21 protein-coding genes are annotated in these 21,196 nt (G+C 71.3%); 11 read left to right on the plus strand and 10 right to left on the minus strand.

Translation table 11 applies throughout. The features are described from left to right. The first annotated feature begins 1 nt into the window (after position 1). Both HB370_RS20795 and HB370_RS20800 read left to right on the plus strand, forming a co-directional pair. On the plus strand, positions 2–979 hold the full coding sequence (locus HB370_RS20795) for an alpha-ketoacid dehydrogenase subunit beta (protein WP_030780752.1): 978 nt from the start codon (positions 2–4) through the stop codon (positions 977–979). Between the two features lie 10 nt (positions 980–989). Next, positions 990–2,399, plus strand: a complete 1,410-nt coding sequence (locus tag HB370_RS20800) for a dihydrolipoamide acetyltransferase family protein (RefSeq protein ID WP_030780749.1) — start codon at positions 990–992, stop codon at positions 2,397–2,399. Positions 2,400–2,484: 85 nt separating this feature from the next. On the opposite strand, the gene HB370_RS20805 is transcribed toward HB370_RS20800, so the two are convergent. From HB370_RS20805 to HB370_RS20820, 4 genes are all read right to left on the minus strand, one after another. After that, positions 2,485–3,420, minus strand: coding sequence for a Bro-N domain-containing protein (locus tag HB370_RS20805; RefSeq protein ID WP_030780747.1), 936 nt, complete (start codon positions 3,418–3,420; stop codon positions 2,485–2,487). 128 nt (positions 3,421–3,548) lie between these two features. After that, complete coding sequence (locus HB370_RS20810) at positions 3,549–4,511, minus strand: DUF1648 domain-containing protein (RefSeq protein ID WP_051815584.1); 963 nt, start codon at positions 4,509–4,511, stop codon at positions 3,549–3,551. Between the two features lie 20 nt (positions 4,512–4,531). Beyond that, a complete protein-coding gene (locus tag HB370_RS20815; protein ID WP_030780730.1) occupies positions 4,532–4,879 on the minus strand; it encodes a GntR family transcriptional regulator in 348 nt (115 codons plus the stop codon). A gap of 104 nt (positions 4,880–4,983) precedes the next feature. After that, entirely contained in the window at positions 4,984–5,886 is a 903-nt protein-coding gene (locus HB370_RS20820) for a D-alanyl-D-alanine carboxypeptidase (protein ID WP_030780728.1), read from the minus strand. A 198-nt stretch (positions 5,887–6,084) separates the two neighbouring features. On the opposite strand from HB370_RS20820, the gene HB370_RS20825 reads away from it, so the two are divergent. Beyond that, positions 6,085–6,759: a GntR family transcriptional regulator gene (locus tag HB370_RS20825; protein ID WP_030780725.1), complete on the plus strand. Its 675-nt coding sequence runs from the start codon at positions 6,085–6,087 to the stop codon at positions 6,757–6,759. Continuing rightward, positions 6,756–8,063: an MFS transporter gene (locus HB370_RS20830; RefSeq protein WP_030780722.1), complete on the plus strand. Its 1,308-nt coding sequence runs from the start codon at positions 6,756–6,758 to the stop codon at positions 8,061–8,063. Before HB370_RS20825 ends, HB370_RS20830 begins: the two co-directional genes overlap by 4 nt. A 17-nt stretch (positions 8,064–8,080) precedes the next feature. Here HB370_RS20830 and HB370_RS20835 read toward each other — a convergent pair whose 3' ends face one another. Continuing rightward, positions 8,081–8,905, minus strand: a complete 825-nt coding sequence (locus HB370_RS20835; RefSeq protein WP_030780719.1) for a maleylpyruvate isomerase family mycothiol-dependent enzyme — start codon at positions 8,903–8,905, stop codon at positions 8,081–8,083. A gap of 184 nt (positions 8,906–9,089) precedes the next feature. Between HB370_RS20835 and HB370_RS20840 the strand changes: the two genes are divergently transcribed. Continuing rightward, positions 9,090–9,890, plus strand: coding sequence for a carbon-nitrogen family hydrolase (locus tag HB370_RS20840; protein WP_030780716.1), 801 nt, complete (start codon positions 9,090–9,092; stop codon positions 9,888–9,890). A gap of 19 nt (positions 9,891–9,909) precedes the next feature. On the opposite strand, the gene HB370_RS20845 is transcribed toward HB370_RS20840, so the two are convergent. After that, positions 9,910–10,404 (minus strand): LURP-one-related family protein, encoded by a 495-nt coding sequence (locus HB370_RS20845; protein WP_030780713.1) that lies wholly within the window; start codon positions 10,402–10,404, stop codon positions 9,910–9,912. Positions 10,405–10,447: 43 nt separating this feature from the next. Then, entirely contained in the window at positions 10,448–11,455 is a 1,008-nt protein-coding gene (locus tag HB370_RS20850; RefSeq protein WP_030780710.1) for a helix-turn-helix domain-containing protein, read from the minus strand. A gap of 51 nt (positions 11,456–11,506) precedes the next feature. Between HB370_RS20850 and HB370_RS20855 the strand changes: the two genes are divergently transcribed. The 3 genes from HB370_RS20855 to HB370_RS20865 all read left to right on the plus strand — a co-directional run bounded on the left by HB370_RS20855 (position 11,507) and on the right by HB370_RS20865 (position 14,831). Continuing rightward, positions 11,507–11,911: a cupin domain-containing protein gene (locus HB370_RS20855; RefSeq protein WP_030780707.1), complete on the plus strand. Its 405-nt coding sequence runs from the start codon at positions 11,507–11,509 to the stop codon at positions 11,909–11,911. Positions 11,912–12,056: 145 nt separating this feature from the next. Then, entirely contained in the window at positions 12,057–12,917 is an 861-nt protein-coding gene (locus HB370_RS20860; RefSeq protein ID WP_030780703.1) for a calcium-binding protein, read from the plus strand. Positions 12,918–13,010: 93 nt separating this feature from the next. Beyond that, entirely contained in the window at positions 13,011–14,831 is a 1,821-nt protein-coding gene (locus tag HB370_RS20865; protein WP_030780699.1) for a thioredoxin-like domain-containing protein, read from the plus strand. A gap of 12 nt (positions 14,832–14,843) precedes the next feature. Here HB370_RS20865 and HB370_RS20870 read toward each other — a convergent pair whose 3' ends face one another. The 3 genes from HB370_RS20870 to HB370_RS20880 form a co-directional block, all read right to left on the minus strand. Next, positions 14,844–15,098 carry a hypothetical protein gene (locus tag HB370_RS20870; RefSeq protein ID WP_030780696.1) on the minus strand — a complete coding sequence of 85 codons (255 nt, stop codon included), beginning with the start codon at positions 15,096–15,098 and terminating at the stop codon, positions 14,844–14,846. A gap of 86 nt (positions 15,099–15,184) precedes the next feature. Next, positions 15,185–16,483: a M18 family aminopeptidase gene (locus tag HB370_RS20875; RefSeq protein WP_030780693.1), complete on the minus strand. Its 1,299-nt coding sequence runs from the start codon at positions 16,481–16,483 to the stop codon at positions 15,185–15,187. 115 nt (positions 16,484–16,598) lie between these two features. Next, on the minus strand, positions 16,599–18,425 hold the full coding sequence (locus HB370_RS20880) for an acyl-CoA dehydrogenase (protein WP_030780690.1): 1,827 nt from the start codon (positions 18,423–18,425) through the stop codon (positions 16,599–16,601). Between the two features lie 310 nt (positions 18,426–18,735). On the opposite strand from HB370_RS20880, the gene HB370_RS20885 reads away from it, so the two are divergent. From HB370_RS20885 to HB370_RS20895, 3 genes are all read left to right on the plus strand, one after another. After that, on the plus strand, positions 18,736–19,164 hold the full coding sequence (locus HB370_RS20885; protein WP_030780688.1) for a calmodulin-binding protein: 429 nt from the start codon (positions 18,736–18,738) through the stop codon (positions 19,162–19,164). Between the two features lie 39 nt (positions 19,165–19,203). Further along, positions 19,204–19,683, plus strand: coding sequence for an SseB family protein (locus HB370_RS20890; protein ID WP_030609496.1), 480 nt, complete (start codon positions 19,204–19,206; stop codon positions 19,681–19,683). Between the two features lie 110 nt (positions 19,684–19,793). Continuing rightward, positions 19,794–20,765, plus strand: a complete 972-nt coding sequence (locus HB370_RS20895) for a pirin family protein (RefSeq protein ID WP_030780684.1) — start codon at positions 19,794–19,796, stop codon at positions 20,763–20,765. The last annotated feature ends 431 nt before the right edge of the window (positions 20,766–21,196 follow it).

Here is a 21,196-nt window from a genome sequence, read left to right on the forward strand (position 1 = left end):
GATGGCCGAGAAGATGGCGATGGCCAAGGCCATCAACGAGTCGCTGCGCCGCGCCCTGGACGCCGACCCCAAGGTTCTGATCATGGGTGAGGACGTCGGCAAGCTCGGCGGTGTCTTCCGGGTGACGGACGGGCTGCAGAAGGACTTCGGCGAGGACCGGGTCATCGACACCCCGCTGGCCGAGTCCGGCATCGTCGGCACCGCGATCGGCCTGGCCCTGCGCGGCTACCGCCCGGTGGTGGAGATCCAGTTCGACGGTTTCGTCTTCCCGGCCTACGACCAGATCGTCACCCAGCTGGCGAAGATGCACGCCCGCTCGCTGGGCAAGGTCAAGCTGCCGGTCGTCGTGCGCATCCCCTACGGCGGCGGCATCGGCGCGGTCGAGCACCACTCCGAGTCGCCGGAGGCGCTGTTCGCCCATGTGGCGGGCCTAAAGGTGGTCTCGCCGTCGAACGCCTCGGACGCGTACTGGATGATGCAGCAGGCCATCCAGAGCGACGACCCGGTGATCTACTTCGAGCCCAAGCGGCGCTACTGGGACAAGGCCGAGGTCGACCCCGAGGCGATCCCGGCCCCGCTGCACAAGGCGCGCGTGGTCCGCGAGGGCACGGACCTGACCCTGGCGGCCTACGGCCCGATGGTGAAGCTGTGCCAGGAGGTGGCGGACGCGGCGGCCGAGGAGGGCAAGCACCTGGAGGTGCTGGACCTGCGCTCGGTCAGCCCGCTGGACTTCGACTCGATCCAGACCTCGGTGGAGAAGACCCGCCGCCTGGTCGTGGTGCACGAGGCGCCGGTGTTCTTCGGCTCCGGCGCGGAGATCGCCGCGCGGATCACCGAGCGCTGCTTCTACCACCTGGAGGCACCGGTGCTCCGGGTCGGCGGCTACCACGCCCCGTACCCGCCGGCCCGCCTGGAGGAGGAGTACCTGCCCGACCTGGACCGCGTGCTCGACGCCGTCGACCGCTCGCTGGCGTACTGAGGAGAGGGACGTGACGACGATGACGGATGCGTCCGTACGCGAGTTCAAGATGCCCGACGTGGGCGAGGGGCTCACCGAGGCCGAGATCCTCAAGTGGTACGTCCAGCCGGGTGACACGGTCACCGACGGCCAGGTGGTGTGCGAGGTCGAGACGGCGAAGGCCGCCGTCGAACTGCCCATCCCCTACGACGGCGTGGTGCGCGAGCTGCGCTTCCCCGAGGGCACCACGGTGGACGTGGGCACGCCCATCATCACGGTCGCCGTGGCCGGCGCCGCCGCGCCCGAGGCCCCCGAGGTGCCCGCCGAGCAGCCCGCCCCGGCCGCGGAGGAGCCCAAGCCGGAGGGCCGCCAGCCGGTGCTGGTCGGCTACGGCGTGGCCACCACCTCGACCAAGCGCCGCCCCCGCAAGGGCCCCCAGGTCGACGTGCCGGGGCCGGCGCAGGCGATCCAGGCCGAGCTGAACGGCCACGGCGCGACGCTCGCCGAGAAGTCCCGCCCGCTGGCCAAGCCCCCGGTGCGCAAGCTGGCCAAGGACCTAGGCGTCGACCTGGCCTCGGTCACCCCGTCCGGCCCGGACGGCGTCATCACCCGCGAGGACGTCCACGCGGCGGCCGCCCCGAGCGCCGCCGCACCGGTCACCGAGGCCCCCGCCGCCGCACCGGCCCCGGCCGCACCGGCCGCCGCCGCGGCTCCGGCGCCCGTGGCGTCGTACGACACCGCGCGCGAGACCCGCGTGCCGGTCAAGGGCGTCCGCAAGGCCACCGCGCAGGCGATGGTCGGGTCGGCGTTCACGGCACCGCACGTCACCGAGTTCGTGACGGTGGACGTGACCCGCACGATGCGGCTGGTCGAGGAGCTGAAGCAGGACAAGGACATGCAGGGCCTGCGGGTCAACCCGCTCCTGCTGATCGCCAAGGCCCTGCTGGTCGCCATCAAGCGCAACCCGGAGATCAACGCCTCCTGGGACGAGGCCAACCAGGAGATCGTGCTCAAGCACTACGTCAACCTGGGTATCGCGGCGGCCACCCCCCGTGGGCTGATCGTGCCGAACATCAAGGACGCGCACGACAAGACGCTCCCGCAGCTGGCCGAGGCGCTCGGCGAACTGGTGACGACGGCCCGCGAGGGCAAGACCTCACCGGCGGCGATGCAGGGCGGCACGGTGACCATCACCAACGTCGGCGTCTTCGGCGTCGACACCGGTACGCCCCTGCTGAACCCCGGTGAGTCCGCGATCCTCGCGGTCGGCGCGATCAAGCTCCAGCCGTGGGTCCACAAGGGCAAGGTGAAGCCGCGTCAGGTCACCACCCTGGCCCTCTCCTTCGACCACCGCCTGGTCGACGGCGAACTGGGCTCCAAGGTCCTCGCGGACGTGGCGGCGATCCTGGAACAGCCGAAGCGGTTGATCACCTGGGGTTGAGGCCCGTCGGTGGGTAACCTCTGACAGGTGAAGGGGACGGTCGCAATTTCTCCTTGCGACCGCCCCCTTCGTCATTCAGTGCCCGTCAGCCTTGATTGAGCACGTACACCGGCGCTCCGTCCTCCGTGCCGCCCCGCGAGCGGATGCAGGCGTGCTTGCGCAGCAGCCGCAGGCATTCGTTGACGCGGTGCACGGACAGGCCGGTCCGCGCCGCGATGGACTCCAGCGGCTCGCGCAGCTCGCCCTTCTCGGCCAGGACCGGGGCGATGACGACGGCCACCGCCCACACGTCCGCCGTCACGGACAGCCGCTGCCGCCAGTCGGCCAGCAGGGCCTCCGTGGTGGGCGGCACCACCGGATCGGCGCCGGGCAGGGGACGCGGGAGGGGGAGTCCGTCGAGCCGGTCCGCGATCCGCTCCATCGCCCGCACCATGGCCTGCTGGACGGCCAGGGTGGCCTTCTGCAGTTCGATCGACTCGCGCTGCCCCTTCGCCAGTTCCTCGTCCAACCGGAGGTTGTGCGCCTCCAGCCGGACGATGGCCTCCGCGACCTGCTCCGGCATGGCATAGGCGACGGGCGCGCCCGGCTCGGCGGGCTGCACCTCGGCTTTTTCGAGAGTGTAAGAACCCTCCCTCTGTACGGTCTCGATGACTTCGGCGACCCACAGTTTGAAGGGCATGCAGGCCGGCTTGGTGCAGGCGTTGACGAGCAGGATGAGACCCTGCAGAGAGATCAGATTCAGGTCTCGGCGCCACCCCCTACCTGCGGGAATGCTGAGACCGTAACCTCCAGTTACGGTCTCGAGTGTCTCTCGGTGATCGTCGGGGACGTGGTCGGCGAGAGCCTTCCGAGAGTTGCTGTGCCCGAGTTCCTTGCAGACATCCACCGCCGGGAACCAATGGCTTCCGTCCGGCATGGTGAGCCGGCGGACCCGGGCTCCGGTCGCCGCGTACACGAAGTCGCTGATGTCGATCGCCTGACGCCGTCCCTCGGCGTCGGGCCGCTTCCTGGGTTCGTTCATGTGAACACCTCCGTCGCGGAACGTAGAACGGAGGAATTCGAATATGCCAACTGCAAGGCTGATATTCGTGATTACAGGTGAATCAGAGGCATGTGGGTGACAAGAGAAGGGCCGACGAAGTAGCTCGGTCAGTCGGTGGGCAGCCGGGTGCGGAGGGTGTTGAGCAGGGCCGCGCCCCGTTCCGCGTCGTCCACGCTCACCGCGAAGTCGGCGCGGCGGCCCCGGGGCCGTATCACCAGACAGTCGCCGGCGCGGAGCATGACCGTCGTGCCGAGGCCGCTGATCCGGTACCCCCAGCCGCCGACCTGGGACGGCAGTCGGCGCTCGGCGCGGGCGGTCTCGATGGCGTCCGGTGACCAGCGGCGCACGGGCCAGCCCAGCGGACCGAACGACACCTCCAGGCCCGCCTCCGACACCTTGGCCTGGACCGAGGAGAACGTGGCCCCGCTGAGCGCGACGACGGCGGACGCCGCGCACGCCGTCCACAGCCCGGCGGGATCGGCCAGGCCCATGGCCAGGGCGACCAGCGCGACGACGGCCACCAGCCCGGCCACCGCCGCCAGCAGGAGGAGCCAGGGGTTGGCCGTGCGGGAGAACCACACCAGGCGTTCGCCCTCGGGCACCTCCAGCGTGGGAGCGGCGGCCGGGACGGCGGCGGGCCGTGGGGCGAACCGCCAGGCGGCCACCGCCGCGACCGCGGCGAGCGCGCCGATCAGCACCACCCCGAGGACCGGCTGGCGGGCCTGGTGCCAGTCGGTGTGGTCCAGGTTCGCCCGGACGACGGACACCTGGGCGCCGACGAGCACCGCCCCCGTGGGCGCGAGCGTCATCACCCGCCAGGAGCGCGCGGCGGGGCCGGAGCGGCGCGGGCGCACGCTGGTCGCGAGGACGGTCAGCAGCCAGACGCCGGCCGGGAGCAGGCAGGCCGCCCACAGGGGGAGCGAGCCGTCGGGGGTGCCGCCGCCGCTCCAGTGGGTCGCCGGCCGGTCGGGCAGCCGGTCCCGCAGGGCCCAGGGCAGCCCGGCGAGCACGGCCGTGACGCCCGCCGCCGCGCCGGCCGGCCACCATCGCGCGATACGGCCCCGGGTCACCGGCCCGGGTTCCCCGCCCCTCATGTCAACCCCCGGATCATGTCGATGACATCGGTCCGGCTGTAGCCCAGCCGGGACGCCTCCGCGACCAGCTCGCGCACCCTGATCTGGAGGCCGGAGCGGCGGGACGCTCCCTCGGCGACCGTGATGCCCCGGCCGCGCCGGAACTCCAGCAGGCCCTCGTCCCGCAGCTCGCGCAGTCCGCGCAGCACGGTGTTGACGTTGATGTCCAGGGCCGCGGAGAGATCGCGGGCGGAGGGCAGCCGGTCGCCCGCGCGGCACTCGCCCTCGGCGATGGCCCGCCGGAGTGCCGCGGCGACCTGTTCGTGCAGCGGGCGGGTGTCGGACGTGTCCAGACGCAGCAGCATGGTGCCAATGAAGCTAGCACCATGCGCGTCATCGGGGAACCCGGCGCAACGGAAAGGGGGCCCGTCGCGGCAGGCGACGAGCCCCCTTCGGGGGTGACCGGATGTCAGCCCAGGCGGGCGAAGCCGTAGTTGAGGAGCTTCTTCGCGTCCGCCTCGCGGTTGGCGATGGAGGAGGAGGCGAGGACGGTGCCGATGACCGTCTTGTTCTTCCGGGTCGCGGCGAAGACCAGGCAGTACTTGGCCTCCGGGCCGGAGCCGGTCTTCACGCCGATGGTCCCGCTGTAGCTGCTGAGCAGCCCGTTGGTGTTCTTCCAGGGGGCCATCGTGCGGGTGCCGCCCGACTTGGTGCGGGTCTTGGCGGTGTACGTCTTGGTCTTGACGATCGTGCGGAACGTGGAGTTCTTCATCGCGCTGCTGGCGATCTTCGTCAGGTCGCGCGGCGTCGAGTAGTTGCTGCCGTTGCCGATGCCGTCGAAGGAGTCGAAGTGGGTGTTCTTCAGGCCCAGGTTCTTGGCGGCGGTGTTCATCTTGCCGATGAAGTTCTTCACGCGCGCCGCCCGGGTCGAGCCGGAGCCGTACTTGTCGGCGAGCGCGTAGGCGGCGTCGCAGCCGGACGGCAGCATCAGGCCGTACAGCAGCTGCCCGACGGTCACCTGGTCGCCCACGATCAGGTGGGCCTGGGAGGCGTTGTTCTTGACGACGTAGTCGCTGTACGCCTTCTGGATCGTGACCTTGGCGTTGAGGTTGAGGTTGGGCTGGGCGAGCACGACCTTGGCGGTCATGATCTTGGTGGTGGAGCCGGTGGAGAGCCGGGTGTCCGCCTTCTTGCCGTACAGCGTCGAGCCATTGGCGTTGTTCATGAGGTACCCGCCCTTGGCCACGATCGAGGGCGCGGTGACGGCCTGCGCGGGTGCCGCGGTGAGGGCGCCGGTGGCGGCCAGCGCGCCGGCGGTGACGGTGACGACGGCGGCCCTGCGGAAACTGGTGCCCATAATGCCGGTAATCAACTGATGTACCTCGAATGTGTTGAATGCCCCTGATGTGCGGCCGAGTTGAGGTGAGTGCGCAAGAGGGCCGCATGTGTGTGACACGTAAGTAGCACAGAAGGTTGTGCGGTCGCCGGGGCGAGGGGCATTTCCAGGCCGCGAGGGTCCGCATGATGGACGGTCCACCGCTTGCGTACGTGTTGTATCTATCCTGTCGGCATGAGAACGGCCGTCGAGCATCCCGCGCCCCAGTCCCTCAAGCAGCCACCCGCCGCCGACCGCGTGTACACCCACGTCAAGCAGGGTGTGCTCGACCGCCGCTACGAGGGCGGCACCCTGCTCACCGAGGGTGAGCTGGCCGAGGCCGTCGGGGTCTCGCGCACGCCCGTCCGGGAGGCGCTGCTGCGGCTGGAGGCCGAGGGCCTGATCCGCCTCTACCCGAAGAAGGGCGCCCTCGTCCTGCCGGTCTCCGCGCAGGAGATCGCGGACGTGGTGGAGACCCGGCTGCTGGTCGAGGAGCACGCGGCCCGCAAGGCCGTACCCGCCCCGCCGGGGCTGCTGGAGCGGCTGACCGAGTTGCTGGAGCGGCAGAAGGAGCAGGCCGCCGCCGGTGACCTGGCCGCCGCCGCGGTCACCGACCGCTGCTTCCACGCCGAGATCGTGCGCAGCGGGGGCAACGAGATCCTCTCCCGGCTCTACGACCAGCTGCGCGACCGCCAGCTGCGGATGGGGGTCGCCGTCATGCACTCCCACCCCGACCGGATCGCCAAGACGCTCGCCGAGCACGAGGAGATCCTGGACGCGCTGCGCGCCGGGGACGCCGAGACGGCCGTCGGGGTCGTGCACCGGCACGTGAGCTGGGTCTCCCACCTCGCGCGGGGTGAGGTCCGATGAGCGCCACGGTGCGCGACGCCACCCTCCCCGGCGACCCTCCGGGCGGCCGCAAGGCGGTCGTCGTCTGGTCCATAGGCGTGGCGGTCTACTTCGTCGCCGTCATCTTCCGCACGTCGCTGGGGGTGGCCGGGCTCGACGCGGCCGACCGCTTCCACGTGGGCGCCTCCGCCCTGTCCACCTTCTCCATACTCCAGCTGCTGGTCTACGCCGGCATGCAGATACCCGTCGGCCTGCTGGTCGACCGGCTCGGCACCAAGAAGGTGCTGAGCATCGGCGCGCTGCTGTTCACCGTCGGGCAGCTGGGCTTCGCCTTCTCCCCGACCTACGGCGCCGCGCTCGCCTCCCGGGCGCTGCTGGGCTGTGGCGACGCGATGACCTTCATCAGCGTGCTGCGGCTGGGCACCCGCTGGTTCCCGGCCCGGCGCGGCCCGATGGTCGCGCAGCTCGCCGGGCTGGTCGGCATGGCGGGCAACCTGGTCTCCACCCTGGTCCTGGCCCGGCTGCTGCACGGCATCGGCTGGACCCCGGCGTTCGCGGGCAGCGCGCTGGCGGGCGCGGTCGTCCTGGTACTGACCCTGCTGTTCCTGAAGGACCACCCCGAGGGCATGGAGCCGGAGCCGTCCCCGCACCGGGGCGCCGCCTACGTCCGCGGGCAGATCGCCGCCGCCTGGCGGGAGCCGGGCACCCGGCTGGGCCTGTGGGTGCACTTCACCACCCAGTTCCCGGCGATGGTGTTCCTGCTGCTGTGGGGCCTGCCGTTCCTCGTCGAGGCGCAGGGGCTCAGCCGTGCCACGGCCGGCGAGCTGCTCACCCTCGTCGTGCTGTCCAACATGGTGATCGGCCTGGTCTACGGCCAGATCGTCGCCCGGCACCACGCGGCGCGGCTGCCGCTGGCGCTGGGCACGGTGGGCGCGACCGCGCTGCTGTGGGCGGCGACCCTGGCCTACCCCGGGCGGCACGCGCCGATGTGGCTGCTGCTGGTGCTGTGCGCGGTGCTCGGCGCCTGCGGGCCGGCGTCCATGCTCGGCTTCGACTTCGCCCGGCCGGCCAATCCGCCCGAGCGGCAGGGCACGGCGTCCGGCATCACCAACATGGGCGGCTTCATCGCCTCCATGACGACGCTGTTCGCGATCGGCGTGCTGCTGGACGCGACCGGGGACGACTACACCGTGGCGTTCGGCTCCGTGTTCGTGCTCCAGGCGCTCGGGGTGAGCCAGATCCTCCGGCTGCGGGGGCGGGCGGCCCGGCGGGAGCGGGAGCGGCTGATCTCCAGCCGTATAGAGACGGTGCACGTGCCCGCGTAGGGGCCCGCGGCCCGGGTCTACGGCGTGACCGCGAAGTTGCGCAGGATGGCCGCCGCCAGCTCCTGGTCGCCGTCCGTCTTCACCCGGTCCGCCGCCGCCTCGGGGGAGACCCGGCCGCAGGCCAGGCGGACGTACGTCTCCCAGTCGAGGGTGAGGGTGGCGGCCGGGCCGAGGGCGGGGACGGCCTCCAGGGTGCCCCGGCCCTGGATGTCGACGCGGACGGTGCGCAGGAACTCGACCGGGCCGTGCACGTCGAACACGATCGCCGAGCTGCGCGGGGCGTTCGCGTCCCGCGCGACCACCTTGGGCAGCGCCTCCAGCAGCACGTCCCGGGTGACGTACGCGCCCGGCGAGTCCAGGTTGCCGGGGCGGCCGAGGGCCGTGCGCAGGTCCTGCTCGTGCACCCACACGTCGAACGCCCGCGTGCGGTAGGCCTGCTCCAGGGTGATCTCCTTGCCGAGCGGGCCGCGCACCAGGGTGCCGGGGTCCCGGGACTCGCCCCGGAGCTGGCGGTTGCGGCGGATGACCGTGTACTCCAGCTCGGCCGTCATCTCCGGCGCGGTGTGGTGCCGGCGGACGTCGACCTGCATCTCCATGTAGCGCTGGTGCTCGGTGGCGACGTGGAAGAGGTCGCGCGGCAGGGCGTGGATGGGGCGCGGGTCGCCGAGCATCTCGCAGTCCATGCCGATGACGTGGGAGATGATGTCGCGCACCGACCAGCCGGGGCACGGGGTCCGCCGGTTCCACTCGCCCTCGACGAGTGACTGCGCCATCTCGGATATCGCTTCGATGGAGTGCGTCCAGGCGTCGGCGTAGGGCTGGAGAGTGGGATGCAGACTCACGGAACGGGACCCCTCGGCGGTCGGTACACGGGCGGGTTTGCGGCGGCGTTGCCGGCGGACGGCGGCTGCACTTCGGCGGGTGTCTTGAGTCGCTAAGTTACGCTGCGGAAAGGCACCCCGGCAGTGCTTTCGTGTGACGATCGTAGGCCCGTATGGACGACTCGAAACCCAGGACGGTGGTAGTGTGCGCGCCTCGCTGATCCAAGCAGCCGTGGACGAGCGGGAACCGGTCGGCTCCCGGCGGCAGCGCCTGGCCGCGCTGGTGCGTGAGCAGAGCGGCTCCGACCTCGTCGTCCTGCCGGAGCTGTGGACCACCGGTGCCTTCGCCTACGAGGAGTTCGGCCGCGAGGCCGAGCCGCTGGAAGGGCCGACGTACGAGGCGATGGCCAAGGCGGCGAGCGACGCGGGCGTGTGGCTGCACGCGGGCTCCATCCCGGAACGCGACCCCGAAGGCCCCCTCTACAACACCTCGCTCGTCTTCTCCCCCTCCGGCGAACTGGCCGCGGCCTACCGCAAGATCCACCGCTTCGGCTTCGACAAGGGCGAGGCCGTGCTGATGGGCGCGGGCCGGGACCTGGTGACGGTCCGGCTGCCGGACACCACGCTCGGCGTGGCCACCTGCTACGACCTCCGGTTCCCCGAACTCTTCCGCGCGCTGGTCGACGCCGGCGCCGAGACGCTGGTGATCCCGGCGGGCTGGCCCGAGCGGCGGCGCGCGCACTGGACGCTGCTGGCCCGGGCGCGCGCGGTGGAGAACCAGGCGTTCGTGCTCGCCTGCGGGACGGCCGGGACCCACGCCGGAGTTCCCCAGGCGGGTCACTCGATCGTGGTGGATCCGTGGGGCGAGGTGCTCGCGGAGGCCGGCTCCGGCGAGGAGGTCCTCACGGTCGACATCGACCCGGCGAAGCCGGCCGCGACCCGCGAGCAGTTCCCGGCGCTGAAGGACCGCGTCCTGGGCCTGGAACCGCCCCGGCACCGGGCCTGAGCCTCCTCGCGGCCGGGGGTCAGTCCTCCTCGCCCTCCTTCTCGGCGAGGTGGATCACGCACACCGCCACCGCGATCAGCAGCGCCGGATCGGCGTCCTCGCGGACGATCTCCACGCCGTAGGTGTCGCGGACGGTCAGCCAGCGGCGGGAGATCACCGCCAGGAGTTCGCCGTCGTACTCCACGGCGAACTCCCGGTCCAGGATCTTCCCGCTGACGTCCAGTTCGGTGCCGTCCACCAGGGCGACCCGGTAGTGGTTGCGCAGCAGGGACAGCCGCTTGCGCCGGATCCGGGCGAGGACCTCGCCGTCCCGTTCGATCACCATGGTGTCGCGCAGCGCGAACATCTTCTGGTGGATGTCGATCAGGACCCGCCCCTGGGTGTCCTTCAGCTCGAAGGTGTCCCGCAGCCGCATGGCCTTGCCGTCGACGAGGTAGACCTTCCGGCCGTGCTCGTCCTCGATCCACCAGTCGTCACCGATGCCGAGGATCCGGTCGCGTACGAGGAATCTCATACGGAGCATGCTTCCCCGGGGCCGGGCGACCGTCACAAACCCGTCATACGGACAGGGCCCCCGCGCCCTCTCCCGGCACCCCGCCGAACCGCTTGCGGTACTCCGACGGGCTCAGCCCCGTCTCCCGGCGCAGCCGGGCGCGCAGATTGGCCGCCGTGCCCAGACCGCTGCGCGCCGCCACCACGTCCAGCCGCTCCTCGCCCCGCTCGATCAGCCGGCAGGCCAGCGCCACGCGCTCCCCGGTGAGCCAGGCCAGCGGAGTCGTGCCGAGCTGGCTGCGGAAGCGGCGGTGCAGGGTGGCGGGCGAGACGGCGGCGCGGGCGGCGAGACCGGCGACGGTCAGCGGCTCGTCCAGGCGTTCCTGCGCCCAGGCCAGCAGCGGGCCGAGGGACTCGTCGGGCACCTCGGGCACCGGGCGCTCCACGAACTGGCGCTGCCCGCCGTCGCGGTGGGCGGCGAAGACGAGGCGCCGGGAGACGGTGTTCGCCGTCTCGGCCCCGTGGTCGCGGCGCCAGAGGTGCAGCCCGAGGTCGAGCGCGGCGGCGCTGCCCGCCGCGGTGAGGATGTCGCCCTCGTCGACGAACAGCACATCGGGTTCCAGCCGTACCGCGGGGTGCAGGTCCCGGAACGTCTCCGCCCACATCCAGTGGGTGGCGGCCCGGCGGCCGTCCAGCAGCCCGGCCTCGGCGAGCGCGAAGGTGCCGGTGCAGAAGCTGACGACGCGGACGCCCCGCGCGTGCGCGCGGCGGATCGCGGCCAGGACGTCCGGCCCGCGCGGCACGACGTTGTCCGGGCGGCCGGGCACGATCAGGGTGTCGGCCGTGTCCACCGCTTCCAGACCGGGCAGGCCGCTCATGGTGAAGAAGCCGTGGTTCATCCGGATCTCGGGGCCGGGCGCGCACAGCGTCACCTCGTAGAGCGGACCGCTCAGGCCCAGCTCCGGGCGGGGCAGCCCGAACATCTCGGTGGCGACACCGACTTCGAACGGGTTGGTGCCGGCGTCCACGAGCACCGCCACCCGGTGCGGGGGCTGAGAGGATTCTTGCGGCATATGCGATTCCTAGCACTCGTACGGCGGTCCGGTCACCCGCACGATGAGCGCATGGCACACACGGAACACCCCGCACCCGTCCTCCTCGAGCAGGCCCTCGCCTCCTTCAGCGAGCAGTGGAGCCCCCGCATCGTCACCACGGTCAACGACTACGACGTGCGCGTGGCGAAGGTGGAGGGCGAGCACCTCTGGCACGTGCACGAGAACACCGACGAGTTCTTCCTGGTCCTGACCGGTGAGCTGCGCATAGGTCTGCGCGAGCCGGCCGGCGAGCGCACGGTGGTGCTGCCCAGGGGCGCGGTGTTCACCGTCCCGCGCGGCACCGAACACAAGCCGTACGCGCGCGTGCCCACCGAGATCCTGCTCTTCGAGCCCACCGGCACCCTCACGGTGGGCGACCGGCACGAGGAGGTGCCGGAGCACGTGGACGCCACCACCGGCCACGCCCTCGGCTGACCGGACGGTGGACTCCACCCGGCGGCGAAGCGGCTGGCCGGTGAACTCTGCGTGCCCCCACGGAAGTTGCCCAACCAAACGGGAGCATCCCGAGTCGGAAGGTGCGTAAGGCGCACGGCCGCGCACGTCCTCTCGGAGGTTTGCCATGCTCGCTCGTCCCGCCCGCCGCCGGATGCTCCGCGCCGTCCCGGCGACGGCCCTCGTCCTCGGTACGGCACTGGCCGTACCGCTCACCCTGGCCGGCCCGGCCGGTGCCGCGACGGCGCCGGCCACCGCCGAGGTCAACGGGTACGACTGGCAGCTCACCTACAAGGCGGCCCCCGGGCAGGCCAACAAGGCCACCGTCACCGCCTCGCTCACCGCCGACCGCACGGCCATCACCTACCTCGTCGACGACGTGGTGCCGGTCGCGGCGGGCCACGGCTGCGACCACCCCGTCGCCGCGGACCGCACGAAGGTCTCCTGCACGGTCACCCTCGTGGACAGCCAGGACCCCTACGCCGCCCTGGTCATGGACCTCGGCGACCGCGGCGACACGGTCGCCTACAAGAACGCCACCGACCAGATCTACTCCTACGCCCAGATCTCGCTGGGTGCCGGCAACGACAAGGCGACCGACTCGGGCCGCCTCGACGGCGCCTACGTCTCGGGTGACGCGGGCAATGACACCCTCACGGTCGGCAAGGAGGGCCTGGCCTGGGGCGGCGACGGCAACGACACGATCAACGCGGCCGGCGGCGGCAATATCGCGCAGGGCGGCAAGGGCGACGACACGCTGCACGGCGGTGCCGGCTCCCAGTCCCTGTCCGGCGACGACGGCAAGGACACGATCACCGGCGGTACCGGCGCCGACGAGCTGTACGGGGGCAAGGGCGACGACGTCCTGTACGGCAACAGCGGCGACGACAGGCTCTACGGCAACAGCGGCAACGACCGGCTCCACGGCGGCCCGGGCCGCGACACCCTCTCCGGCGGTCCCGGCCGGAACGTGGTCCACCAGGACTGACCGCACCTCGGTCTTATCCACAGCCGGGGCGTTCCCGGAAAGTTGTCCACAGGCGCCGAAACGTCCGTCGGCGCGAGGTGGCACCCTGGATCCATGACCGACTCCGCACCCCGACGCGCCCGAGTACGCGCCCCCGAGCTGATCGGCAAGGGCGGCTGGCTGAACACGGGAGACCAGCAGTACACCCTTGCCGACCTGCGCGGACGCATAGTCGTCCTGGACTTCTGGACCTTCTGCTGCATCAACTGCCTGCACGTCCTGGACGAGCTGCGCGAGCTGGAGGAGAAGCACCGGGACACGCTCGTGGTGATCGGGGTGCACTCGCCGAAGTTCGTGCACGAGGCCGAGCACCAGGCGGTCGTGGACGCCGTCGAACGCTACGGCGTGGCGCACCCGGTCCTGGACGACCCGGAGCTGGCCACCTGGAAGCAGTACGCGGTGCGCGCCTGGCCCACCCTCGTGGTGATCGACCCCGAGGGCTACGTCGTCGCCCAGCACGCCGGCGAGGGCCACGCGCACGCCATCGAGCGGCTGGTCGAGGAGCTGGAGGCCGAACACGAGGCGAAGGGCACCCTGCGCCGCGGCGACGGCCCCTATGTGCCGCCGGAGCCCGAGCCGACGACGCTGCGCTTCCCCGGCAAGGCGCTGCTGCTGCCGTCGGGGAACTTCCTGGTCAGCGACACCACCCGGCACCAGCTGGTGGAGCTGGCCGGGGACGCCGAGACGGCCCTGCGGCGGTTCGGCACCGGCACGCGCGGCTTCGCCGACGGCGGCCCGGACCAGGCGTCCTTCAACGAGCCGCAGGGTCTCGCCCTGCTGGACGACGGCTCGGTGGTGGTCGCCGACACCGTGAACCACGCCCTGCGCCGCCTGGACCTCGCCACCGGAGAGGTGACCACCCTGGCGGGCACCGGCAGGCAGTGGTGGCAGGGCTCGGCCACCTCCGGACCGGCCCGCGAGGTGGACCTCTCCTCGCCGTGGGACGTGGCGGTCTTCGGCGGCAAGGTGTGGATCGCGATGGCGGGCGTCCACCAGCTGTGGACCTACGACCCGGACGCCGGGACGGTGGCCGTGGCGGCCGGCACCACCAACGAGGGCCTGGTGGACGGTCCCGGCGCCGAGGCCTGGTTCGCCCAGCCCTCCGGGCTCGCGGCCACCGCCGACCGGCTGTGGCTCGCCGACTCCGAGACGAGCGCCCTGCGCTGGGTGGACACCGACGGGCAGGTGCACACCGCCGTGGGCACCGGGCTGTTCGACTTCGGCCACCGGGACGGCGCCGCCGGCCAGGCGCTCTTCCAGCACCCGCTGGGCGTCACCGCGCTGCCGGACGGCTCGGTCGCCGTCGCCGACACCTACAACCACGCCCTGCGCCGCTACGACCCCGCCACCGGCGAGGTCACCACGCTCGCCACCGATCTGCGCGAACCCAGCGACGCCGTCCTCGTCGGCGAGGACATCGTGGTGGTGGAATCGGCCCGGCACCGGCTGACCCGGCTGCGGCTGCCCGAGGAGGCGGTGCGCGTGGAATCGGTCGCCCACCGCACCCGGCGGGCCGCCACCGAGGTCGCCCCCGGCCGCCTCCGCCTGGACGTGATCTTCCAGGCACCGGCCGGCCAGAAGCTCGACACCCGCTACGGCCCCTCGACCCGCCTGCTGGTCTCCGCCACCCCGCCCGAGCTGCTGCTCAAGGGCGAAGGGGCGGACACGGACCTGTCCCGCGAGCTGGAACTGAACCCCGCCGTGTCCGAGGGCGTCCTGCACGTCTCCGCGATGGCCGCCAGCTGTGACGACGACCCGGCCAACGAGTATCCCGCCTGCCACGTGCACCAGCAGGACTGGGGCGTCCCGCTGCGCCTCACAGAGGGCGGGACGGACCGTCTGCCGCTCGTCCTGGCGGGCATGGACGAGCAGTAGACGGACGGCGCGTCAGATGCCGTAGCCGTCCGAGTAGCCGTCGACACGGTGGTGGCGGTGGGGCTCCTCCTCCACCACCGGTGTCGTCGGCGGGACGACCACACGGCGGCGGCGGGCTATGCCGCTGAACGTCGCGACGCCGATCAGGCCCACGGCCATCAGGATCAGGCCGACGACGGTGACGTTGACGCCCTTCATGTGCCAGTCGGTCGCGAACGTCAGAATGGCCCCCACGCCGATGAGGATGATGCATCCGCCGAGACCCATGAGACCTCGCCTCCCCTTCCGGTTCCGGAATCTCCGGTGCCGTCCGGGTACCCGGCGGGATGCCGCCTAGGCCCTGAGGGCAGGACCTAGCCCTCCAGGAAGGCCGTCAGGGCGTTCGCGAGGAGGAACGGGTCGTCCGCGCCGCACAGTTCGCGGACGCTGTGCATGGACAGGATCGCCACGCCGATGTCGACCGTGCGGATGCCGTGCCGGGCCGCGGTGATCGGGCCGATGGTGGTGCCGCACGGCATGGAGTTGTTCGATACGAAGCTCTGGAAGGGCACGCCCGCCTTCTCGCAGGCCGCGGCGAACACCGCGCGGCCCGAACCGTCGGTCGCGTAGCGGTTGTTGACGTTGACCTTGAGGATCGGGCCGCCGTTGACCCGCGGGTGGTGCGTCGGGTCGTGCCGCTCGGCGTAGTTGGGGTGCACGGCGTGACCGGTGTCGGAGGACAGGCAGACCGAGGCGGCGAAGGCACGGGCCCGGTCCTCGAACGTCCCGCCGCGCGCGAGCACCGAGCGCTCCAGGACGGAGCCGAGCAGCGGGCCGTCGGCGCCGGTGTCCGACTGGGAGCCGTTCTCCTCGTGGTCGAAGGCGGCCAGCACCGGGATGCGGGTGAGCGGGGCACCGGAGGCCGCGACGGCGGTGAGGGCGGCGGCAGCGGCGTGCACGGACAGCAGGTTGTCCATGCGCGGGCCGGCGACCAGCTCCCGGTCCCGGCCGAGGTAGGCCGGCGGCTCCACCGGGTGGGTCATCAGGTCCCAGCCGGTCACCGAGCCCGCGGTCAGCCCGGCCTCCTGCTCCAGGAAGGCGATGAGGTCGCCGTCGCCCACCTGGTCGCCGAGGCCCCACACCGGCTGGAGGTGCCGCTGCTTGTCGAGCTTGAGTCCCTCGGAGCCGACCGAGCGGTCCAGGTGGATGGCGAGCTGCGGCACCCGCAGCAGCGGCCGGTCCACGTTGACCAGGACGGACGAGCCGTCGCGCAGGGTCAGCCGGCCGGCCAGGCCGAGGTCCCGGTCCAGCCAGGAGTTGAGCAGCGGGCCGCCGTAGATCTCCACGGCGACCTGACGCCAGCCGTGCGCCCCGCTGTCCGGGCGCGGCTTGACCCTGAGGCTCGGGGAGTCGGTGTGCGCGCCGATGATGTGGAAGGGAGTGTGCGCCTCGGCGCCCTCGGGCACGTACCAGGCCACGATCGCGCCGCCGCGCAGCACATACTTGCCGCCGTGCGTCCCGTCCCAGGCGTCCGTCTCCGCGACCTGCCTGAAGCCCGCCTTCTCCAGCCGCTCGGCGGTGTTCGCCACGGCGTGGTACGGCGACGGGCTCGCCGCCAGGAAGGACATCAGGTCGTCGGTGTGGCCGCGGTCGAAGCGGGCTGGTGCGCTCATGGGATTCACCTTAACGACGTGCACGGGCCCGCTCCCGGAAAGAGAGCGGGCCCGTGCGAGGAATCGACGGGGACGTCCGGAACGTCGGAAAACCGGACGCCCGGAACGCCGGGACCTAGAACGCGGCCTCGTCCAGCTCCATCAGGTCCAGTTCCACGTTGCCGGCGACCTTGCGGGCGAGGGTGACGCCCGGCAGGACGTTCGCCGCGAAGAACTTCGCCGCGGCGATCTTGCCGGTGTAGAAGGCCTTGTCCTTCGCCGAGGCGGTGGCCAGCTTCTCGGCGGCGACCGCGGCGCCCTTGAGGAGGAGGTAGCCGACGACCACGTCACCGGAGGCCATGAGCAGGCGGGTGGTGTTCAGGCCGACCTTGTAGATGTTCTTGGTGTCCTGCTCGGTGGCGGCGAGGTCGGTCAGCATCACGCCGACGATCGCCTCCAGCTCCACGGCCGCCTTGGCCAGCTGCTCGCGGGCGCCGGCCAGCTCCTCGCCGCCGGTGCCGAGCGCCAGGAACTTCTTGATGTCCTCGGCGAGGGAGTTCAGCGCGGCGCCCTGGTTGCGGACGATCTTCCGGAAGAAGAAGTCCTGGCCCTGGATCGCCGTGGTGCCCTCGTACAGGGTGTCGATCTTGGAGTCCCGGATGTACTGCTCGATCGGGTACTCCTGCAGGAAGCCGGAGCCGCCGAAGGTCTGCAGCGACTGGGCCAGCTGCTCGTAGCCCTTCTCGGAGCCGTAGCCCTTGACGATCGGCAGCAGCAGGTCGTTCAGCGCGTGCTCGGCGGAGGCGTCCTCGCCGTTCGCCTCCTTGATCTGGATGGCGTCCTGGACCGAGGCGGTGTAGAGCACCAGGGCGCGCATGCCCTCCGCGTACGCCTTCTGCGTCATCAGCGAGCGGCGCACGTCGGGGTGGTGGGTGATGGTGACCTTGGGCGCGGTCTTGTCCATGAAGTTCGCCAGGTCCGGACCCTGGACGCGCTCCTTGGCGTACTCCAGCGCGTTCAGGTAGCCGGTGGACAGCGTGGAGATCGCCTTCGTGCCGACCATCATGCGGGCGAACTCGATGATGCGGAACATCTGGCGGATGCCGTCGTGCTTGTCGCCGATCAGCCAGCCCTTGGCGGGGTGCTTGTCGCCGAAGGTCATCTCGCACGTGTTGGACGCCTTCAGGCCCATCTTGTGCTCGACGTTGGTGGCGTAGACGCCGTTGCGCTCGCCCAGCTCGCCGGTCTCGAAGTCGAACAGGTACTTCGGCACGAGGAAGAGGGACAGGCCCTTGGTGCCGGGACCGGCGCCCTCGGGACGCGCGAGCACGTAGTGGAGGATGTTCTCCGACATGTCGTGCTCACCCGAGGTGATGAAGCGCTTCACGCCCTCGATGTGCCAGGAGCCGTCCTCCTGCTGGATCGCCTTGGTGCGGCCGGCGCCCACGTCGGAGCCCGCGTCGGGCTCGGTGAGCACCATCGTGGAGCCCCACTGCTTCTCGGTGGCGATCTTCGCGATGTGCTTCTGGACCTCGTTGCCCTCCTCGAAGAGGATGCCGGCGAACGCGGGGCCCGAGGAGTACATCCACACGGCCGGGTTGGCGCCCAGGATCAGCTCGGCGTAGGCCCAGATCAGGGAGCGCGGCGAGGTGGTGCCGCCGATCTCCTCGGGCAGGCCGAGCCGCCAGTACTCGGAGTCCATGAAGGCCTGGTAGCTCTTCTTGAAGGACGCCGGGACCGGCGCGGTGTTGGTCTCCGGGTCGAAGACCGGCGGGTTGCGGTCGGCGTCGGCGAAGGACTCGGCCAGCTCGTTCTCCGAGAGGCGGGTCATCTCCTCCAGGATGCTCTTGGCGGTGTCGACGTCCATCTCCTCGAACGGGCCGGTGCCGTACACCTTGTCGCGCCCGAGTACTTCGAAGAGGTTGAACTCGATGTCGCGGAGATTCGACTTGTAGTGCCCCATGGCGACGGCTCCGTAGAGGGATCGGCGAGGCACTGACTCCTCGCACCTAGTTCACGTACCAACAAGTAGCTACGATGATGCTACCCGCCGGTAATAAGACGCAACCCCGATCCGGGCATCTGTGACGCGTCTCAAGTGCCGTAGCGGGCGCCTTGTACATGCCAGGTGCATGCCCTCTCCGGGTGCTCCCCGAACACCTCGCCACTCCCGGCCGTTCGAGTGAACCCGTGCCTCCGGTGCGGGCGTGCCGTGTAATCGACTGCCTACGATCCGTAGTCGATCACCCTCATCTCCGTGTCCGGAGGCACTCATGCGACGACTCCTGAGCAAGCTCGGCGGCCTGGCGGCAGCGACGATGCTCACCCTTGGCCTGGCCCACCCCGCGCAGGCGGCGGACCCGGCCTACTTCGAGTTCACGGACATCACCCGGGAGCGGGCGGTCGTCCGGCTCGACGACCCGGCCAAGATCCAGCACGCCCGGGACCTGCTCAGCGGGAAGACCGACGAGCGCCCTCATCTCGTCGGACGGATCGTCAAGCGCCAGGCGTCGTACAACCCGAGGTGGTCCTTCCACTACAACCCGGACACCGTCGACTTCTTCGACGTGGCCATCGAGGTCTGTGACGCCACCCTCCCCTACGTCGAGGACCACCTGGACGAGGCGGGCGGCGCCTTCCTGCCCGGGCTCTTCTGGTGCCCCTGGTCCTCCCGCCTGGTGCGCGAGGTTCCCGCGCCGTAACCCGTCCGGGTGAAGGGGTGGCTCGGTACGCTTCTCCCCATGTACGGCTACGACCAGAACGTGGGCGCTCAGCAGCAGTACGCCCCGCCGCAGCAGCAGATGCCGGGCGGTGTCGGCGGGTACGGCCAGCAGCCGCCGCTCTATCCGGAGCCGTCCCCGCCCTCGCTCGCGGACGCGGTGCGCGCCTTCACCACCGGGCAGATGGCCGCCGAGGACTTCCAGCAGATCTTCGCCACCTCCAAGGTGTACTGCCCGCGCGGCGACACTCCGGGCTTCCTCGCGCTGCACAACACCCAGCAGCCGGTGATCCCGATGTTCACCTCGCTGAAGGAGCTGCGCCGGTACGCGGGCAAGGAGTCCAAGTACTTCGTCATCACCGGCGCCGAGGTGATCGACCTGCTGCCCACCGGCTACGGCTTCGTCCTGGACATGGAGGGCGAGCACCGGATCGTGTTCGACGCGAAGGCGGTCGAGCAGATGGTCGACTTCGCGATGCGGCGCATGTACGGCGGCGGCTGAGCCGGCGCCCGGACGGAGGCCCGGAGGGAATTCCCTCCGGGCCTCTTCCGTTATGGGTGGCAAGAAGTTCAACGCTCAACTAAAGTGGGCGTACCAAGGAGGTACCCGCCATGCCCGCAGTGACCGTCGAGAACCCGTTGACGCTGCCCCGTGTGACCGCTCCCGCCGATGCCGTGGCACGTCCCGTGCTCGCCGTCACGACCGCCCCGAGCGGTTTCGAGGGTGAGGGATTCCCGGTGCGCCGGGCGTTCGCGGGGATCAACTACCGCCACCTCGACCCGTTCATCATGATGGACCAGATGGGGGAGGTGGAGTACGCGCCGGGCGAGCCCAAGGGCACCCCCTGGCACCCGCACCGCGGCTTCGAGACCGTCACCTACATCATCGACGGCGTCTTCGACCACCAGGACTCGCACGGCGGCGGGGGCACCATCACCAACGGCGACACCCAGTGGATGACGGCCGGCTCCGGCCTGCTGCACATCGAGGCCCCGCCGGAGTCCCTGGTCGTGTCCGGCGGCCTCTTCCACGGCCTCCAGCTGTGGGTGAACCTCCCCGCCAAGGACAAGATGATGGCCCCGCGCTACCAGGACATCCGCGGCGGCAACGTCCAGCTGCTGACCACGCCCGACGGCGGCGCGCTGCTGCGCGTCATCGCCGGTGAGCTGGACGGGCACGCCGGGCCCGGCATCACGCACACGCCGATCACGATGATCCACGCGACGGTGGCGCCGGGCGCGGAGGTCACGTTGCCGTGGCGGGAGGACTTCAACGGGCTGGCGTACGTCCTGGCGGGCCGCGGCAGCGTGGGCAGGGAGCGCCGGCCGATCCACCTCGGCCAGACGGCGGTCTTCGGCGCCGGAGGCTCGCTGACCGTGCGCGCGGACGAGCGGCAGGACTCGCACACCCCGGACCTGGAGGTCGTCCTCCTCGGCGGCCGGCCGATCCGTGAGCCGATGGCCCACTACGGCCCGTTCGTCATGAACACCCGCGAGGAGCTCCAGCAGGCGTTCGAGGACTTCCAGAAGGGCCGCCTGGGGACCATTCCGGCCGTGCACGGGATGACGGAGCGCGGAATGTAGGTATCGCCGGTCCGAGTGCGGACGAGTCACGTGCGGAGCCCTCGGTGCGAGGGCTCCGCACGGTGGCGGAAGGCTTCCCCGGCGGCTGCGGCCTGCTGTTCGTGGCCGCGCCGCTGATGCGCCGGTCACGTCGCACAGGACACCGCCGAACGGCGCCGGGCAGACCTGGGCGACGGCCTCGTCCCCGGAGCCGAGCGCGGTGGTGGTGTGCCGCCATGGTCCGGCGGGATCCACCCCGTACTGCGGGCGGTCGGCCACTTCCTGGCGAGGGGTCGACGGCCAGGTCCGAAGACGGGAAATAGCTGGTCATCCCCGCCTTTTCCAGGACATGGGCGAGTAGGCTGAAGACACCGGGAACTCTTCGCGCACCGGCTCCTCCGCGGGTGCCGTTTCCGGTGATCGACGGCGCCGGGCCGCATCCACGGGCCCGG

It is taken from the genome of Streptomyces sp. DSM 40868, assembly GCF_011820545.1.
Taxonomy (GTDB): Bacteria; Actinomycetota; Actinomycetes; order Streptomycetales; family Streptomycetaceae; genus Streptomyces; species Streptomyces eurythermus.

Coding starts and splice junctions, on each gene's coding strand:
- HB370_RS20815 (WP_030780730.1), bottom strand. CDS start 4,879: ATGCTGCTGCGTCTGGACACGTCCGACACCCGCCCGCTGCACGAACAG.
- HB370_RS20880 (WP_030780690.1), bottom strand. CDS start 18,425: ATGGGGCACTACAAGTCGAATCTCCGCGACATCGAGTTCAACCTCTTC.
- HB370_RS20860 (WP_030780703.1), top strand. CDS start 12,057: ATGCTCGCTCGTCCCGCCCGCCGCCGGATGCTCCGCGCCGTCCCGGCG.
- HB370_RS20890 (WP_030609496.1), top strand. CDS start 19,204: ATGTACGGCTACGACCAGAACGTGGGCGCTCAGCAGCAGTACGCCCCG.
- HB370_RS20850 (WP_030780710.1), bottom strand. CDS start 11,455: ATGCCGCAAGAATCCTCTCAGCCCCCGCACCGGGTGGCGGTGCTCGTG.
- HB370_RS20830 (WP_030780722.1), top strand. CDS start 6,756: ATGAGCGCCACGGTGCGCGACGCCACCCTCCCCGGCGACCCTCCGGGC.
- HB370_RS20895 (WP_030780684.1), top strand. CDS start 19,794: ATGCCCGCAGTGACCGTCGAGAACCCGTTGACGCTGCCCCGTGTGACC.
- HB370_RS20855 (WP_030780707.1), top strand. CDS start 11,507: ATGGCACACACGGAACACCCCGCACCCGTCCTCCTCGAGCAGGCCCTC.
- HB370_RS20875 (WP_030780693.1), bottom strand. CDS start 16,483: ATGAGCGCACCAGCCCGCTTCGACCGCGGCCACACCGACGACCTGATG.
- HB370_RS20795 (WP_030780752.1), top strand. CDS start 2: ATGGCCGAGAAGATGGCGATGGCCAAGGCCATCAACGAGTCGCTGCGC.
- HB370_RS20845 (WP_030780713.1), bottom strand. CDS start 10,404: ATGAGATTCCTCGTACGCGACCGGATCCTCGGCATCGGTGACGACTGG.
- HB370_RS20825 (WP_030780725.1), top strand. CDS start 6,085: ATGAGAACGGCCGTCGAGCATCCCGCGCCCCAGTCCCTCAAGCAGCCA.
- HB370_RS20865 (WP_030780699.1), top strand. CDS start 13,011: ATGACCGACTCCGCACCCCGACGCGCCCGAGTACGCGCCCCCGAGCTG.
- HB370_RS20885 (WP_030780688.1), top strand. CDS start 18,736: ATGCGACGACTCCTGAGCAAGCTCGGCGGCCTGGCGGCAGCGACGATG.
- HB370_RS20870 (WP_030780696.1), bottom strand. CDS start 15,098: ATGGGTCTCGGCGGATGCATCATCCTCATCGGCGTGGGGGCCATTCTG.
- HB370_RS20805 (WP_030780747.1), bottom strand. CDS start 3,420: ATGAACGAACCCAGGAAGCGGCCCGACGCCGAGGGACGGCGTCAGGCG.